Genomic DNA, 16,284 nt, shown 5'->3' with positions numbered 1-16,284 from the left:
GAACGAGCCGTTCGCGGTGCTGTTGGGTGATGACCTGATCGATCCGCGGGATCCGTTGCTGGCGCGGATGGTGCGGGCGCGGACCGGGTGTCACGTGTGCCGCGGGGCTGGTGGAGCCCGCGGCCCGAACCGGTCTGCCTTGCCGGGCCGGGCCGCCGGGGGCGGCGTCCGAGGCGCGCTCCTCGGGGCCGCTGCGCAGCGCACCTTGCGCGCCGAGATCTCCCGTACGGGGGCGGTGACCCTGCTGATTCCTCCGGTGGCCGGCTGTCCTGCGTCGCCCGGGTGTCCGCTCACAGAACCGCCACCGCGGGGCTGCCCTGACGCTCCTCTTCCGGCATGGACTCCACTATCTTCAGCGCCTCCTCGATCAACGTCTCCACGATCTTCGACTCCGGTACCGTCTTGACCGGCTCGCCCTTGATGAAGATCTGCCCCTTTCCGTTGCCGGACGCGACACCGAGGTCGGCCTCGCGGGCCTCGCCCGGTCCGTTCACGATGCAGCCCATGACGGCGACCCGCAGCGGCGCGTCCAGACCGTCCAGCCCCGCCGTCACCTCGTCGGCGAGCCTCCACACGTCGACCTGGGCGCGCCCGCACCCGGGGCACGAGACGATCTCCAGGCCGCGCTTTTTGAGGTTGAGGGACTCCAGGATCTGCAGCCCCACCTTCACCTCCTCCACCGGAGGCGTCGACAGGGACACCCGGAGCGTGTCGCCGATGCCCTCGGAGAGCAGCGCTCCGAAGGCGACCGCCGACTTGATGGTGCCCTGGAAGGCCGGGCCCGCCTCCGTGACGCCGAGGTGCAGCGGGTAGTCGCACTGCGCGGCCAGCTGCCGGTATGCCTCGATCATCACCACCGGGTCGTTGTGCTTGACCGAGATCTTGATGTCACGGAACCCGTGCTCCTCGAAGAGCGACGCCTCCCAGAGCGCGGACTCGACGAGGGCCTCGGGGGTGGCCTTGCCGTACTTCTGCAACAGGCGCTTGTCGAGCGAGCCCGCGTTCACGCCGATGCGGATGGGCGTTCCCGCGTCCGACGCGGCCCGGGCTATCTCCTTGACCTTGTCGTCGAACTGCTTGATGTTGCCTGGGTTCACCCGCACCGCGGCGCAGCCCGCCTCGATCGCCGCGAACACGTACTTGGGCTGGAAGTGGATGTCCGCGATCACCGGGATCGCCGACCGCTTCGCGATCTGCGGCAGCGCCTCCGCGTCGTCCTGCGAGGGACAGGCCACCCGCACGATCTGGCAGCCCGCCGCGGTGAGCTGCGCGATCTGCTGGAGCGTGGCGTTGACGTCGGAGGTGACCGTGGTGGTCATGGACTGGACGGAGACCGGCGCGTCGCCGCCGACCGGGACGTCGCCGACCATGATCTGCCGCGAGCGGCGGCGCGGGGCGACAGACTTGGGGGGCAGGGACGGGGTGCCGAGAAGAACGGACATGACAGGGGTTCCCTTCGGGACGGATGTGCTGCGGGCGATGGATGTCCTGCGGGTGCTGGTGCGTGCTGGTGGGTGCTCGGTGCGGTGGAAGTGCCGGGGTGGTGGCGGCGTGTCACGCGTACGAGGCGGACTGGCTCGCACGCCGGTTGAGCGTCTCCTCGATGCGCAGGGCGATGTCGCCCGACGTCAGACCGAGGTTCTGCAGGATGTCGGCGCGCTTGGCGTGGTCGAGGAATTCCTGAGCTATGCCGAACTCGCGCAGCGGCGTGTCCACCCCGGCCTGCCGCAGGGCCTGCGAGATGGCCGAACCGACGCCGCCGGCCAGGCCGTTGTCCTCGACGGTGACGACCAGGCGGTGCCGCGCGGCCAGCGGCGCGAGCGCCGGGTCGACTGGCTTGACCCAGCGCGGGTCGACGACCGTGCAGCCGACGCCGTCCGTGGCGAGCAGCGACGCCGCGTCGAGCGCGGCCTGCGCCATCGACCCGACCGCCACGATCAGGACGTCCTCGCTCGCGCCCCGGTGCAGCACGTCGATGCCGCCCACGGTGTCGACCGTGTCGATGTCGCTCTGCACGGGGCCCTTGGGGAAACGCACCGCCGTCGGCCCGTCGTCGACGCGCACGGCCTCCTGGAACAGCTCGGCGAGCCGCGTCGCGTCGCGCGGGGCGGCGATGCGCAGGCCCGGGACGACCTGCAGGATCGACATGTCCCACATGCCGTTGTGGCTGGCCCCGTCGTCGCCCGTGACCCCGGCCCGGTCCAGGACGAACGTGACGGGCTGCCGGTGCAGGGCCACGTCCATCAGGGTCTGGTCGAACGCCCGGTTCAGGAACGTCGCGTACATCGCGACCACCGGGTGCAGACCGTTCATGGCCAGTCCGGCCGCGGACGTCACCGCGTGCTGCTCGGCGATGCCCACGTCGAAGGTGCGCTCGGGGAAGGCGCGCGAGAAGGCGCTCAGGCCCGTCGGCTCCAGCATCGCGGCGGTGATCGCCACCACGTCGGGGCGTTCGTGCCCGGCCTTGACGAGTTCCTCGCTGAACACCGACGTCCAGGTGCGGGCCGGCTTGGCCGCCGCCTTGCCGTGGCCGGTGCGCGGGTCGAAGACGCCCGTGGCGTGGAAGCGGTCCAGCTCGTGCTTCTCGGCCGGCTCGTAGCCCTGGCCCTTGGTGGTGATCGTGTGCACCAGGACGGGACCGCCGAAGTGCTTGGCCCGCCCCAGGGCCTTCTCCAGGGCCTGCGTGTCGTGCCCGTCGACCGGGCCGATGTACTTCAGACCGAGCCCGTCGAACAGGTTCTGCGGTGCGACCACGTCCTTGATGCCGTGCTTGGTGCTGTGCAGCCCCTCGTACAGCGAGGCGCCGACGACGGGGGTGCGCTGGGCGACCAGCTTGCTCCACTCGAGGAACCGCTCGTACTTGTGCGAGGTGCGCAGCTTGGTGAAGTGCTCGGCGAGGCCCCCGACGGTCGGCGCGTAGGAGCGGCCGTTGTCGTTCACCACGATGATCACGGAGCGGTCCTTGCCCGCCGCGATGTTGTTGATGGCCTCCCAGCACATCCCGCCGGTCAGCGCGCCGTCACCGATCACCGCGACCACGGCGCGGTCCTTCTCACCGTTGAGCTGGTGGGCCTTGGCGAGCCCGTCGGCGTAGCTGAGGGCCGTGGACGCGTGCGAGTTCTCCACCAGGTCGTGCTCCGACTCGGCGCGCGAGGGGTAGCCGGAGATACCGCCCGCCTGACGCAGCGCGTCGAACTGGTCGACGCGGCCGGTCAGCATCTTGTGGACGTACGTCTGGTGGCCGGTGTCCCACACGATCTGGTCCCGCGGCGAGTCGAAGACCCGGTGCAGGGCGAGGGTCAGCTCCACCACGCCGAGGTTGGGCCCGAGGTGCCCGCCCGTCTTGGACACCTTGCGTACCAGCGTGTCGCGTATGTCCCGTGCCAGATCGGCCAGTTGGGCGTGGCTGAGGCCACGCAGATCACGGGGCGAGCGCACCGCGGCGAGCAGCGTGCCGAACTCCTCCTCCCGGGCGCGGTGGCCCTCGGCGGGCAGGAAGCGGATCCTGGTGCCCGGCTCCAGACCGATCTCCGGGCCGGTGCGCGGCGGGTCGGCGGCGATCAGGACGTTGTAGTGGTTGGGGAAGTGGCAGGCGTCCCAGCCGAGCACGGTGCCGATCCGCTCACGGTCGACCCAGACCTCGTCACCCCGGTCGAGGACGCCGCCGCCGGCGAGCTCCACGAAGCCGAGGAAACCGACGCGGTCGACGGTGCCCCCGGGCGGCGTCTCCACCTGGTCGGTGGTGACCAGCTCGTGGATCTCGCCCTGCTGCACGCACCGGCTGGTGTGCGGCTCAAGGACCATGCCACGGTCGTCACGGTGGTGCTTGAGGACCTTGACGACGGTTCCGTCGACGCTCTTCTTGCGGCCGTTCTCGTGGTGTGCCATGACGCTTTCTCCTACCTGAGACGTGGTCTTGCGGTGCGGGCGGGCGGTACGGGCGAGGGGCGGGGGGTTACGCGGCCCGGGCGCGCTCGGCGGCGTAGGCGGCGGTGACGATCTCGAGGGTTTCGAGGCCGTCGGGCCAGTGCGCAAGCTCGCCGCGCAGCACCTGGCCGAACTCCCGCAGGACGCCGACGTATTCGTGGGCGAGGGAGCTCTTGAAGCGCGGGTACCCGGCGAGCATGTCGGCGCTGAGGATCCGGCCGTCCGCCAGGCGTACCTCGACGTCCTTGCGTTCCCCGTGGGCGTAGGCCCAGTCCAGGTCCACCACGGCACGGGCGCCGTCCGGCGTGGCCAGGGAGATGACCGCCTGCCGGTCGACTCCGTGCCGGTCGTGCGTGATCCGCACGTCCGTCACGGCCACTTCGCCGAGGAGCAGGTGCACCACGTCGATGGCGTTGGGACCGTTGTCGGCCACGCAGCCGCCGCCGCAGCGCGCCGGGTCCAGATACCAGCGGTCCTTGCCGACATGCTCCTCGATCTTCTCCCAGTAGCGCACCGTCAGCTCCTCGACGGGCACGTCCGCAGGCAGCGCGGCGAGCAGGTCGAGGACGTTGGTGTTGTAGCGGCGGTGGTAGGCGGTGAACAGCGCGACCCCCTTGCGGGCGGCGAGCTCACGCAGGGCCCGGCCCTCCCCGACCGTGATGCCGAGGGGCTTTTCCACGCAGACGGAGACGCCCGCCTCCAGGGCGTCACGGCACACGGCGAAGTGCACGTCGTTGGGCACGTTCACGACGACCGCGTCCAGGGCCGTGTCCGCGAGCAGTTCACGGTGGTCGCGGAAGGTGGGTATGCGGCCCCGGTGCGGCGCGAGGACCTCGTCGTTGAGGTCGCACACCGCGGCGAGTTCGATGTCGTCGACCTCACCGTTCAGCGCCTCCACGTAGAAGCGGGAGATGACGCCGAGGCCGATGATGCCGATGCGCGGCGTGCTCATCGGGTACCTCCGAGGGGTGTGGGTGCGGTCAGGGACAGATCGCGTGCCACCTCTTCCAGCTCCGCGAACAGGTCCGCGGTCAGGGGCACTCCATGGGCGCGGGCCTCGTCGGCGTGCTGCGCCTCGGGCCAGCCCGGGTAGCGCACGGGCTGCGCGGGGTCCACGGCGCGGGCGTTGAGCAGGGCGTCGAACAGTTCCTCGGACTCCTTGAGGAAGTCGGCCTGGGCGCGCAGCCTGCCCGGCGCGATGGCGAGGGTGAAGAAGCCGATGTTGTCGTCGCGTCCCGCGGTCGACACCGGGCCGAGCTCGGCCCCGGGCAGCAGGGCCGCCAGGGTCTCCACCATCAGGCTCAGCGCGTAGCCCTTGAAGGAGCCGGTCTGCGGACGCCCGCCGAGCCACTGCAGGTGCGCCTCGCCGCGGTCGAACGCGTGAGGGTCGGTGACCGGCCTGCCCGCGTCGTCGGCGAGCCAGCCCTCGGGTATCTCCCGGCCCGCGCGGGCGGCGGCCCGGATCCGGCCGGTCGGCACGACCGTGGTGGACATGTCCAGTACGTACGCCGGGTGGGCGCCGACCGGTACGGCGATGCTGAACGGGTTGGTGCCGAGCAGCGGCTCGGCGGCCCCCGGCGGCCGGATGATGCGCTGGCCGCCGCAGTTGCCGGCGAGGAAGCCGATGGCGCCCTGTTCGGCGGCGTGCGCCGTGAAGTGCCCGGCGCACCCGAAGTGGGTGCCGTTGTAGAGCGAGACCAGGGCGACGCCGTGGGTGGCGGCCCGCTCCAGGGCCAGGTCCATGGCGGCGTGCGCCGACCACAGGCCGAGCGCCCGGTGCGAGTCGACCAGCAGCGCCGCGCCGCGGTCGGACACGATCTCCAGTTCGGCCCGGGGGTCGGCCCGTTCGTCGTCGAACAGGGGCAGGTAGAGGCGGGTGAGATTGGCGAGGCCGTGCGAGGTCACGCCGGTCAGGTCGCCGTGGACCAGGGCACGGGCCGCGATCGCGGCCCTCTGGGGCGGCAGGCCGCGCCGGGTGAACACCTCGGTGGTGAAGTCGACGAGCCGTTCGTAGTCCAGGCGCACGGTGCCCTGGGCGCGTTCGGCCGTGGTGGCGGTGGTCATCTCGTCCTCTCAGAACAGATCGATAGCTGGGGTGGTCGACTCGGCGGCCCCGAAGGCGAGCAGCAGCCGGGCGACGTCCGCGGAGAACGACTCCAGGTCGTGCCGGTCGGCGAACTCGCCGTCGGCGTGGGCGTTGTTGGCCTCCAGGTCGCCGGGGCCGAACACCGCGGTGAAGGCGCCGGGCAGACCGGCCGCCCAGATCGCGTCGCAGGTGAAGGCGGGCTCGTGCGCGGGCCAGGGCGCCAGGCCCACCCGGTGGGTGAGCAGGTGCTCGGCCCACGGGTCGTGTGCGTCGAGTGTGGGAAGCCCGCGCTTGAGCCAGTGCAGGCTCGCGATGCGCGGGGCGTCGGCGGCCGTCAGAGCGAACGGCGGGTTCGTGGCGAACCGGGCGGCGAAGTCGGCGAGGCCCGCGGCGAACTCCTTCTCCGCGGCCCGCTCCAGGGCGATGCCCTCCGCGGCGCTGCCGTACGACAGGTTCAGCAGCAGCCGGCCGCTGCCGTACACCTTGTTGTGCAGCGGCCCGGTCTGCAGGCCCGCCACGCACACCTGACCGCCGTCCGTGTACTCGGGCAGGGTGGCGGCCAGATGCGTGGCGAGGTGCCCGAGCAGGACCGTCGCGTTGTCTCCCGCGCCCGGCGCGTCGTCGATCGAGTCGTCGCCCTCCACCCGCAGGCACGCCGTCATCGAGGCGGTGGAGCGGGTGAGCAGGCGGCCGCGGGTGGGCTCGCAGAAGATGTTCAGGCGTCCCGTGTGGCCGGCGTCGATCAGCGGCCGGGTGCCGAACACCCCCATGGCCCCGCCCTCTTCACCGGAGACCGCCTGGATCACGACGCCCACCTCGGTGCCGATGCGCGGCTCGGCCCGCTGCGCCGCGCGGATCCCGGCGAGCAGGGCCACGGCGGGCCCCTTGGCGTCGATCGCGCCCCGGCCGTGGAACCGGCCGTCCTTCAGGGACACGGGCTGCGTTCCGGCGACCGTGTCCAGGTGCACGTTGAACATCACGGTCCGCAGCTTCGGCAGGGGCGGCCCGAGCCGGAGGAGCAGGCTGGGCTGGCAGCGCAGGAACCCGGGGTCGTCGGCGACGGCGTCGCGCACCGCGGCCGGGACCTGGTCGTCGCGCAGCGCGCCCGGCTCGGTGACGCCGTGCCACTCGACGGTGAAGCCGAGCGCGCGGGCGGCCCGCGCGTAGGCGCGCTGCGCCTGCCACAGCCGCACCTCGTGGCTCGGTGTCCCTTCCAGGGGGCCCGCGGTGGGCAGCGCGAGCAGGTTCAGCAGCAGGTCGTCGTCGGCGGCGGTCATGGGCGCGCGCAGAGCGCGTTCAGCGGTCAGAGCCGGCACGGGGGCGCTCCTTCCGGGCGTCGTGGTGGCGGGGTTCGAGGACCTCTTCGGCGACGAGGCGTTCGAGGTGGCGGCCGTACTCGGCGAACAGCGCGGGGCCGTCCTCGCCGAGCTCGGTGCGGCTGACGTGCGGCCGCAGCGCCAGGTGCGGTTCGATCGACCACACCCCCGCGAACCCGCTGTCGTGAAGCAGCCGCAGGCAGGAGGCGACGCGGCTGGTGCCCTGGCCGGGCAGCGTGTAGGCGGCTGAGTCCCCGCTGCCCACGGCGTCCTTCACATGGACGTGGGCCACGGCCTCGGGGCACTGCCGGAGCAGCTCTGTCAGGACGTCGTAGGCGTCGTAGTGGTAGGCGGCGCCGTTGCCGGTGTCGAACAGGAGGCGGAGGGCGGGGCTGTCGACCTCGGCGAGCAGGCGCAGCATCCGCTCGGCGCTGCGGCCCGCCCAGCCCGCGCAGTTCTCGTGCAGCAGCACCAGGCCGTACTCCGCGGCCCGCGCGGCGAGCAGCCGGGTCCTGCGGATCACCTCGGCGCCCCAGCTCTCCTCGTCCCAGCCGTCGTTGGGGTACGACATGACACGGACGTAGCGGGTGCGAAGGGCCGCGCAGCGGCTGCCGAGCCGGTCGAGTTCGGTGAGGTCCGCCTCGATGCCCTGGCTGATGGGGCGCGACCAGTCGGCGATCCGGGAGTCCACGCAGGCCGTGGTCAGGCCCGCCTCGCCGATGCGCTGCACGCAGTCGTCGAACGCGGCGTCGTCCAGGTCCGCGACGGCCGTTCCGTCCACGGTGCGCAGCTCGATCAGCTGCCAGCCCAGGCTGTGCAGCGCGGCGATCTGCTGCCCGAGGCCGCGCCCCGCCTCGTCGCCGATCCCGGCGTACAGGACACCGGGGGCGGCCTCGCCGCGGCGGGTGCGTCCCGCGTGCGCGGCGGTGTCACAGGGCATGGGGCACCGCCTGGGGGCGGACGTCCGCCTCGATCTCCGCGTCGAGGCGGGCCAGGCGCGCGCGCTCCTTGGCCTCCGCGAGGACGGTCGTCACACGGGCGTTGAGCAGGAAGTCCGGTTCGAGGTCGGCGTCCGAGGTGAACTCCTCGTAGGCGTGCACCAGGAAGCGGGCGAGCGAGTCGTCGCGGAACACGGGTTCGGGCACCAGGCCGTCGACGGAGGTGTCCAGGTGGGCGTAGTCGTCGTTCTCGCTGACCGGGTAGTGGCCCACCGCCCATCCGCGGCTGAAGCCCAGCTGGATGACCCGTTCGCGGATCGGCGAGGCCAGATCGGAGAAGATCTCGGTGCGCACTCCGCCGTGGTGGTCCAACAGGAGCCGGGCGGCGCCCATTTCGGGTACCACGGTGTTCTTGACGCGCATGTCGTGCAGCTCGGCCCCGGCGGTGACGGCGTCGCCCGCGAGGGAGAGGACCACGCCCACCGAGTGAGGCAGCTCCACGTCGAAGGCGGTGGGGTGGCCCTGCGTCGCCAGGGTGCGGGCGATGCGCGGCTTGCGCTGGGCGATGAACACGCTCTGCAGCGTGCCGAGTTCGCCGCCCTGGACCAGGGTGCGCAGGCGGCGGGTGAGCGCGCTCTGCAGCCAGTGCGCGACCACCATGAGCTTCAGGTCGTGGCTTCGGCGCAGCTCGTCGATGGCGGGCAGCTCGGCGACGGTGGCGACCAGCGGCTTCTCCACGAGGATGCGCTTGAACCCGAGGCCGGCCAGCTCGGTCAGGGGCCCGAGGCGGTGAGTGGGCGGCGTGCACAGGTGGACAATGGTGTCGTCCGGGTCGAGGATCTCCCTGGCCCGCTCGAGGTCCGGTACGGCGATCACGGTCGGGTCGGTGAGCTGCGCGGTGTGCGGGTCGCAGTCGTAGACGACCGGCGGCTCGCTGGAGAACAGTCCCGCGCAGCGTTCCATGCCGCGCAGGCGCCGCAGCACGCTCCAGTGCAGTCCGTGGCCGGCTCGGCCGAATCCGACGATCAGGGTCCTTGGCATCTCGGTTCACTCCGTCGAGAGGTCGGGAATCAGTGGCTTCGGTAGGCCACCTGCGTGGCCAGGCGGGCGAACTCGTGGCGCCAGGCCTTGTCGAGGCCCGAACCGGTGAGGGAGGCGCAGGCCTTGTCGACCAGGTTCGCGATGGTGCGTTCCACCGCCGCCCGCACGCCGCTCTCCTCCAGGGCGGTCCGCAGGAGTTCCGCGTCCCAGGGCTCGCCCTCCTCGTTGTCGAGAAGAGCGGCCACCCGCGGGTCGCGCTCGGCGGCGAGGGCGAGAAGCAGCGTCATCTTGTGCTCGGCGAAGTCGAGTCCCGTCGGCTTGCCCGCGTCCTCGGTGGAGCCGAACGCGTCGATCAGGTCGTCGCGCAGCTGGAACGCCTCGCCGAGCGCCAGACCGTAGCCCTCGAAGGCGGCGGCCATGTCGGGCCGGCCCGCGAGGGTGGCGCCGAGGACGAGGGGGCGGTGGATGGTGTAGCGGCCGGACTTCTGCACCGCGACCCAGCGCGACAGACCCGGGTCGACGACGCCCTCGGCGGCGATCGCCATGTCCAGATGCTGGCCGATGACGAGTTCGGCGCGCATCTCGTTCCACACCGTGCGGGCGGGCGCGGGCAGGCGCTCGGCGAGCTGGTCGGCGTAGACGAAGGCGAGGTCACCGGCGAGGACCGCGACGCCCTCCCCGAACCGGCGCGACTCGCCCTGCCAGCCCTGCTCCCGGTGCTCGGACACGAACACCTCGTGCACGGTCGGGGCGCCGCGGCGCAGCGAGGAATTGTCGGCGATGTCGTCATGGATGAGGATGAACGTCTGCAGGAGTTCCAGGGCGGCCGCGGCGTCCACGGCGACCGAGTTGGCCGGGTGTCCGCCCGCGGCGAGGTATCCGCTGAGGCAGAAGGTGGGCCGCAGCCGCTTGCCGCCGTTGGCGAGGAAGGTGGTCAGCGCCGCCACGGGCTGGGCGGCGCGTGCGTTCACGTCCTGCCAGCGCGCCTGCTCGTTGGCGAGGAAGCCGAGCATCCGCTCCTCGACGAGGTGCAGCAGTTCGCCGCGGCTCTGCTGTATCGCGGCGTCGGTGGCCAAGGGGTGGCGGGGGGCGACGGTCGTCATGGTGGCCTTCTTCACTGGTCGTGGACAGACGGGTGGCACGCGGGCGATTACCTGCCGCCCTGGCCGCACGGGGCCCGCTTTCGCGGTCAAGAGGTCAAGCGGTCAAGCGGACAAGCGCATGAAGGGGCGAGCGGGCAAGAGGGGGGCAAGCGGGCAAGGGGCGCGGAGGTCCGGCGGGACGACCGGGATCAGCGTCGGCGCGTCACCGGCCGGTGCGGGCGGTGAGAGACGCGGGGAGTCCGAAGACCTCCGTCTCCACGGCGGAACTCTCGATCTCCAGTCCGGTGTAGCCGAGTTCGGTGAGCCGCTCCAGGACCTGCTCCACGAGAATCTCCGGAGCGCTCGCGCCGGCGCTGACGCCGACGCTGGTGACGCCTTCGAGCCAGGCCGGGTCCAGATCGCCGACCTCGGGCACCAGGTGGGCCGCGGTGCCAAGACCCCGGACCACCTCCACCATGCGGATGGAATTCGAGGAGTTCGTGGAGCCGACGACCAGGACGAGTTCGCTGCGTGCCGCGATCGCCTTGACCGCGTTCTGCCGGTTCTGGCTCGCGTAGCAGATGTCGCTCTTGGCAGGACCGTCCAAGGACGGAAAGCGCTCGTGCAGTGCGTCGATGATGCCGGACGTCTCGTCGAGGGAGAGAGTGGTCTGGGAGAGGTAGCCGATGTTCGCGTCCGGTGCCAGGTCGAGCCGGGCCACCGCCTCGACGTCCTCGACGATGATGGTGCGTTCGGGCGCCTCGCCGAAGGTGCCCTCGACCTCCTCGTGCTCGGCGTGCCCGATGAGCAGGATCGTCTTGCCGTCCCGGGCGTAACGCCGGGCCTCCTGATGAACCTTGGACACCAGCGGGCAGGTCGCGTCGATGACGTCGAGCTCGCGGTCGGCGGCGTTGCTGCGGACCGCGGGGGAGACGCCGTGCGCGGAGAAGACACAGACCGCGCCCGTGGGCACTTCCTCCTCGGAGTCCACGAATATCGCGCCGCGCTGCTCCAGCGAGCGCACCACGTAATGGTTGTGCACGATCTCCTTGCGCACGTACACCGGGGCGCCGAATTTGTTCAATGCCTCCTCCACGATGGAGATCGCACGGCGCACACCGGCGCAGAATCCGCGCGGCTCGGCCAGAATCACCTTCTTGGTGACGCATGAATTCTGGTGAAGAGCCTGAGGGTTCTTCGTGTTCGTCATCTGCGGTGTCTCCCGGATCGGCGGGTCGAGGTGATCCGAGAGTGCCGAGCGGCCCGAAGCGGCGTCAACGAAATGAGTGAGGGCGCTCAGGAGTGACGGTTCAAGGGCGCACTTTGTGCCTGTGCGCTGCCACGCCGGGCGCCGGAACGAAATTCCTGCCACATTCCCTGTGACGGGGGAGCGCCACCTTGCCATGGGCTTGTCATGACACTCGGCGGCTGGATGACGTTGTGCGGGCGGCGGTCCGCCCTGACCGGCCGTGAGCAGACCTTCCTCACCCGGCCTGGCCGGTTTCGCGGTCCCTTCGGCGTCCGCTCGGTGCCCGCTCGAACTCCGCTCGCGGGTACGGAACGTGAGACGGCGCCGCCGCTAGGGTGAGGCGGGGCGGAAGGCTGCTGTCCGGCCTGGCCCCCGGACCCGTCCGGCGGATCCGAGGAGCAGGCCGAGGAGGAGGCTGAGGAGGCCGCGGTGAGCCGGATCGAAGCGTTCGAAGAGTCACGGCCCCTGCTGTTCTCGATCGCCTACCGGATCCTGGGCAGCGTCAGCGAGGCCGAGGACGCCGTCCAGGAGACCTGGCTGCGCTTCGACGCCTCCCCGACCCGGCCGGAGTCGGCCAAGTCCTACCTGTCGACCGTGGTCACCCGCGTCTCGATCGACGTACTGCGCTCGGCCCGCGCCCGGCGCGAGGTGTACGTCGGCCCGTGGCTGCCCGAGCCGCTGCTCACCGACCCCTACGAGGACCCGGAACGCTCCGCGGAACTCGCCGACTCGCTGTCGATGGCGGCCCTGCTGCTCCTCGAACGGCTCAGCCCGCCGGAGCGGGCCGTCTTCGTGCTGCGGGACGTCTTCGGCTTCGACTTCGCGCAGATCGCGTCGGCGGTGGGGCGCTCCGAGGGCGCCTGCCGTCAGCTCGCGGTGCGCGCCCGCCGCCACATGAACGCCGAGCGCCCCCGCTTCGAGGCCGACGAGGCCGAACGCGCCGAACTCGCCGAGCGTTTCTTCCTCGCCCTCACGGAGGGCGACATCGACAGCCTGCGTGACCTTCTGGCCGCCGACGCGCAGGTGGTCGGCGACGGCGGCGGCAAGGCTCCCCAACTGGCCCGCGCCGTCAGCGGCGCCGGCAACGTGGCCCGGCTGCTGGCCGCGATCGTCCCCGCGCTCGCACGGGTGGACGTGGCCCTGGAGGCCCGCCAGGTCAACGGGCGGCCCGGGGCGATATTGCGCGACGGCGACGACAAGGTGCTCGCCGCCTGGACCCTGGACGTCCTGGACGGGAAGATTCAGACCCTCCACTCGGTGAGCAACCCCGACAAGCTCGCCCATCTGGGCCCGGTGGCGGACGCCTGGGCGATCAGCAGCGCGGCGAACCGGGCCCGCCGGTCCATGAACTGACCAGTTCGCTCATACGGCTCCTCCGGTTCCGGCCGCCGTCGCCCGCCGCCGGCCCCGGTAGCCGTCAGATCCCGAACGCCGCGAGGGTACTGGGGGACACCAGGCCCGATTCGTAGGCCAGGCCCACGAGTTGGACACGGTTGCGGGCGCGGAGCTTGGCCTTGGCCCGGTCGATGTGCGTCTTCACGGTCAGCGGGCTGATCACCATGCGGTCGGCGATCTGCTCGGTGGACAGCCCGCGCGCCACCAGCGTGACCGTCTCCCGTTCCCTGTCGGTCAGCTTGTCCAAACCAGCGGCGACGGGCAGCCGCAGCGGCCGGCTGACCAGCTGACCGATCACCTTGCGGGTGACGGCGGGAGCCAGCCGGGCGCCGCCGCGGGCGACGACGCGTACGGCCCGCACCAGTTCCTCGGGCGCGACGTCCTGCAGAAGATACCCGGCGGCGCCGGCCCGCAGCGCCTCGAAGACCTCGGTGTCGAGGCCGTCGCCGGTCAGGATGACCACGCGGACCCGGGCCAGGGCCCGGTCCGCCCTGACACGCCGGGTCACCTCGATGCCGTCCAGGCCCGCGAGGCGGATGCCGGTGAGCACGATGTCGGGCACCCGCTCGCGCGCGAGGTCCAGGGCCCGGTGGCCGTCGTCGGCCTCCGCCACCACCTCGATGTCGTCCTCGGCCTGGAGGATCGCGCGGAACGCGCAGCGCGGCAGCGGCTGGTCGTCGACGAGCAGTAACCGGATCACGAGGCCGCGTCCGCGACCGACCCCGTGAGCGGGTCCCTCACCCATCGGATGGTCTGTATCCGCCCGTCGAGCAGTTCCAGGGCCAGCGCGCTGAGCACCGCGCCGGTGCGGTCGCGGAAGACGATGCCCGGACCCGAGAGCACGGCCTGCTGCTCCATGGTGACGCCGATGGTGAGCAGGGCGGGGAAGACGGCGGCCATCGCCCGAGCCACCCGTTCGGACCCGGTGATGACGCCGGGCCAGAGCGGCGGCCCGTTGCGGCGGCCGCCCGCCCGGGACACGGCGGCGCCCAGGCGGCGGCAGTCCGCCTCCGGACGGCCCATGGCGGAGGCGATCCGCGCCGTGTCGCACCCGAAGATCTCCCGCAGGACGAAGTACGCGCGCTCGAGCGGGGGGAGCCGCTCGAGCAGCGCCACGGCCGTCGCCGCCGACGGACCGGCCGGCTCCGCCGGTCCGCGCGGCTCCGGGGTTCGGCCCGGCAGGCCGATGGCACGCCCGTGGCCGGGCTGCCGCCGCGGCCGTGGCCGGGCGGAGCACCGAATGTCCTCGGACACCTGGGCGACCATGTCAGGGAGGAACTCGTTGAGCGGCGCGGACACGGCGGGGGCCGCCTCGTAGCGGATGCGGGCCTCGCGCACGGCGTCCTCGGCGTCGCTCTCACTGCCCAGGATCCGGTGGGCGATCGAGAACAGCAGAGGCCGTAGTTCCTCGAACTCCTCGATGCGGCGACTCACGCAAGCACCTCCTCGTATCCAGGTCCGCACTTCGCTGTCACCCGGGAGCCGCGAGGAAGGAGGCGGGCCTGCGCACTGTGCCGCCGGGACCGGGCGCGGTGCGTACGGTGCGGCGCGCCCGCTCCCCGTCCGACTCCGGGCAGCACAGCGGAGGCTTCGTCGCATCGGCGGTCACGGCGCAGGCCGGGCCGGCGGCCGCGGCCTCATGGATGCGGTGCCTTGCTCTGCCGGCCCGCTCTCCAGACATCCGACACACCTCTCTGCGCGGCTCACCGGCCCGGGCGAGCGGGTGGGGCACTCCCGATGGCGGAAAGTCATCAGCGAACCCGCACGCTATCCGCGCTCGCGCCGGAAGCACTGAATCCTGCAGTGGTATTCGAGCCGTCCTCGACGGAAAACCGACGGCGACAGGCGCCGGGAAAACATGGAAGAACACAAAAGAAAACAGAAGAACGCGGAAGAACATGAACATCGAAGAACACGGAGAAGGATCGGAGAGCACATCCCGGGTTCACCGGGAGAGATCTCAGAGCTCGTCGATCCCTTGGGAACCGACCCTCCCTCAAAAGGCGGCCGGTGGCGGGCAGACCTGCGGCGCCAGCCCCCAGGCGTCCCCCGCCCTCTCCGCGTCGCGCGGGTCCTCGGGACCGGCCGCGAGGATCTGCCGCTGTATCCGCCGCAGCTCCGCCGACGGTTCGAGCCCCAACTCGCCCACGAGCGTGGCCCGCAGCTTCTGGTAGGTCTCCAGCGCCTCGCTGCGCCGCCCCGAACGGTGCAGGGCGAGCATGTACTGGCCGCGCAGCGTCTCGTGGGTCGGGTAGCGGTCGACCAGGACGGTCAGTTCGGCGAGCAGGGCGCGGTGGCGGCCCAGCCGCAGGTCCGCGTCGATGCGGCGGTCCAGGGCGCACAGCCGGGTCTCCTCGAGACGCCTGGTCTCCGTGGTGAGGCGTTGCCCGGCCCGCACCCCGGCGAAGGCGGGCCCGGTCCACAGGCCGAGGGCCTGGCGCAGCAGCCGCGCGGCCCCTTGGAAGTCACCTGTCTCCATGGCCGCGTGGCCGAGCGTGGCGAGCCGTTCGAACTCACGGACGTCGACGGTGCCGCCGCCGCTGTTCAGGAGGTAGCCGTCCTCCACGGTGACCAGGACGTCCTTGGCGCTGCGCCGCGACGGACCGTCCTGTGCCGCGTCCTTCTCCAGGGCACCGGCGATGAGTTCACGCAGCTGCAGCACATAGGTCTGCAGGGTCGTCCGCGCGCTGCGCGGCGGGGCGGAGCCCCACAGTTCCTCGGTGAGCGCCGCCATGGGGACCACTTGGTCGGCGTGGAGCGCGAGCAGTGCGAGCACCTGGCGTGGCTTCGGCGCGGTGGGCGTCACGACGATGCCGTTCTCCCTGACGTCCAAGGCGCCGAGCACCTTGATGTTCATGGGGGTCTCCGTCTGTGTCGGGCCCGAGCTGTTCTCCGGCTGCCTTCAAAGCAAACCGCACGGACCGTGACTACGTTTCCCGGAGCAAGGGGCACCACATGCCGCCCATACGCGGAGTCCACCACCGCTGTACGGACGTCGGAGCGATTCTTGAGTCGCACGAGCGGTCTCACACGGGAAGCTGTACGTCGTCATCGCTCTCCGTCTCGTCGGCGGGCGTCTTGACGGAGTCGAGGAGCAGCTGGGCCACGTCGACGACCTGGACGGACTTCTTCTGCTTGCCGTCGCCCGCGGCGGAGCCGCTGTTCGACGCGGCCTTGCCGTTGACGGAGTCGGTCAGCATGACGAGGCAGAAGGGGCAGGCGGTGGAGACGATGTCGGGGTTGAGGGAGA

Annotated in this window: 14 protein-coding genes; 1 reads left to right on the top strand and 13 read right to left on the bottom strand. The window is 71.7% G+C overall.

Annotated features, from left to right (window positions below; all coding sequences use genetic code 11):
• Positions 1-290 precede the first annotated feature (290 nt).
• From ispG to OFY01_RS06765, 9 genes are all read right to left on the bottom strand, one after another.
• Complete coding sequence (ispG, locus tag OFY01_RS06805; RefSeq protein WP_266597316.1) at positions 291-1,442, bottom strand: flavodoxin-dependent (E)-4-hydroxy-3-methylbut-2-enyl-diphosphate synthase; 1,152 nt, start codon at positions 1,440-1,442, stop codon at positions 291-293.
• Between the two features lie 112 nt (positions 1,443-1,554).
• On the bottom strand, positions 1,555-3,888 hold the full coding sequence (gene dxs / locus OFY01_RS06800; RefSeq protein ID WP_266597314.1) for a 1-deoxy-D-xylulose-5-phosphate synthase: 2,334 nt from the start codon (positions 3,886-3,888) through the stop codon (positions 1,555-1,557).
• Positions 3,889-3,955: 67 nt separating this feature from the next.
• A complete protein-coding gene (locus OFY01_RS06795) occupies positions 3,956-4,879 on the bottom strand; it encodes a Gfo/Idh/MocA family protein (protein WP_266597312.1) in 924 nt (307 codons plus the stop codon).
• The gene (locus OFY01_RS06790) at positions 4,876-5,991 is read right to left on the bottom strand and encodes an Ldh family oxidoreductase (protein ID WP_266597310.1); all 1,116 of its coding nucleotides are present in this window, start codon (positions 5,989-5,991) and stop codon (positions 4,876-4,878) included. Before OFY01_RS06790 ends, OFY01_RS06795 begins: the two co-directional genes overlap by 4 nt.
• 9 nt (positions 5,992-6,000) lie before the next feature.
• Complete coding sequence (locus OFY01_RS06785) at positions 6,001-7,329, bottom strand: M20/M25/M40 family metallo-hydrolase (RefSeq protein WP_323135484.1); 1,329 nt, start codon at positions 7,327-7,329, stop codon at positions 6,001-6,003.
• Positions 7,310-8,269 carry a sugar phosphate isomerase/epimerase family protein gene (locus OFY01_RS06780; protein WP_266597308.1) on the bottom strand — a complete coding sequence of 320 codons (960 nt, stop codon included), beginning with the start codon at positions 8,267-8,269 and terminating at the stop codon, positions 7,310-7,312. Before OFY01_RS06780 ends, OFY01_RS06785 begins: the two co-directional genes overlap by 20 nt.
• Positions 8,259-9,308 carry a Gfo/Idh/MocA family oxidoreductase gene (locus OFY01_RS06775; RefSeq protein WP_266597306.1) on the bottom strand — a complete coding sequence of 350 codons (1,050 nt, stop codon included), beginning with the start codon at positions 9,306-9,308 and terminating at the stop codon, positions 8,259-8,261. Before OFY01_RS06775 ends, OFY01_RS06780 begins: the two co-directional genes overlap by 11 nt.
• A 29-nt stretch (positions 9,309-9,337) precedes the next feature.
• Positions 9,338-10,411 (bottom strand): polyprenyl synthetase family protein, encoded by a 1,074-nt coding sequence (locus tag OFY01_RS06770; RefSeq protein WP_266597304.1) that lies wholly within the window; start codon positions 10,409-10,411, stop codon positions 9,338-9,340.
• Between the two features lie 202 nt (positions 10,412-10,613).
• Positions 10,614-11,600 carry a 4-hydroxy-3-methylbut-2-enyl diphosphate reductase gene (locus OFY01_RS06765; RefSeq protein ID WP_266597302.1) on the bottom strand — a complete coding sequence of 329 codons (987 nt, stop codon included), beginning with the start codon at positions 11,598-11,600 and terminating at the stop codon, positions 10,614-10,616.
• A gap of 468 nt (positions 11,601-12,068) precedes the next feature.
• On the opposite strand from OFY01_RS06765, the gene OFY01_RS06760 reads away from it, so the two are divergent.
• Positions 12,069-12,992 (top strand): RNA polymerase sigma-70 factor, encoded by a 924-nt coding sequence (locus OFY01_RS06760; protein WP_266597300.1) that lies wholly within the window; start codon positions 12,069-12,071, stop codon positions 12,990-12,992.
• Positions 12,993-13,056: 64 nt separating this feature from the next.
• On the opposite strand, the gene OFY01_RS06755 is transcribed toward OFY01_RS06760, so the two are convergent.
• The 4 genes from OFY01_RS06755 to OFY01_RS06740 all read right to left on the bottom strand — a co-directional run.
• Positions 13,057-13,734: a response regulator gene (locus OFY01_RS06755; RefSeq protein ID WP_266597298.1), complete on the bottom strand. Its 678-nt coding sequence runs from the start codon at positions 13,732-13,734 to the stop codon at positions 13,057-13,059.
• Positions 13,731-14,468, bottom strand: a complete 738-nt coding sequence (locus OFY01_RS06750) for a sigma factor-like helix-turn-helix DNA-binding protein (protein ID WP_266597296.1) — start codon at positions 14,466-14,468, stop codon at positions 13,731-13,733. The genes OFY01_RS06755 and OFY01_RS06750 overlap by 4 nt, the downstream gene beginning before the upstream one ends.
• A gap of 562 nt (positions 14,469-15,030) precedes the next feature.
• The gene (locus OFY01_RS06745) at positions 15,031-15,891 is read right to left on the bottom strand and encodes an AfsR/SARP family transcriptional regulator (RefSeq protein ID WP_266597294.1); all 861 of its coding nucleotides are present in this window, start codon (positions 15,889-15,891) and stop codon (positions 15,031-15,033) included.
• 169 nt (positions 15,892-16,060) lie between these two features.
• A partial coding sequence (locus OFY01_RS06740) for a hypothetical protein (RefSeq protein ID WP_266597292.1) occupies positions 16,061-16,284 on the bottom strand: 224 nt, incomplete at its 5' end.

This window comes from Streptomyces beihaiensis (assembly GCF_026274175.1).
Taxonomy (GTDB): Bacteria; Actinomycetota; Actinomycetes; order Streptomycetales; family Streptomycetaceae; genus Streptomyces; species Streptomyces beihaiensis.
The sequence above is the reverse complement of the archived record's forward strand: the minus strand, read 5'-3'. Positions and strand labels throughout refer to the sequence as shown.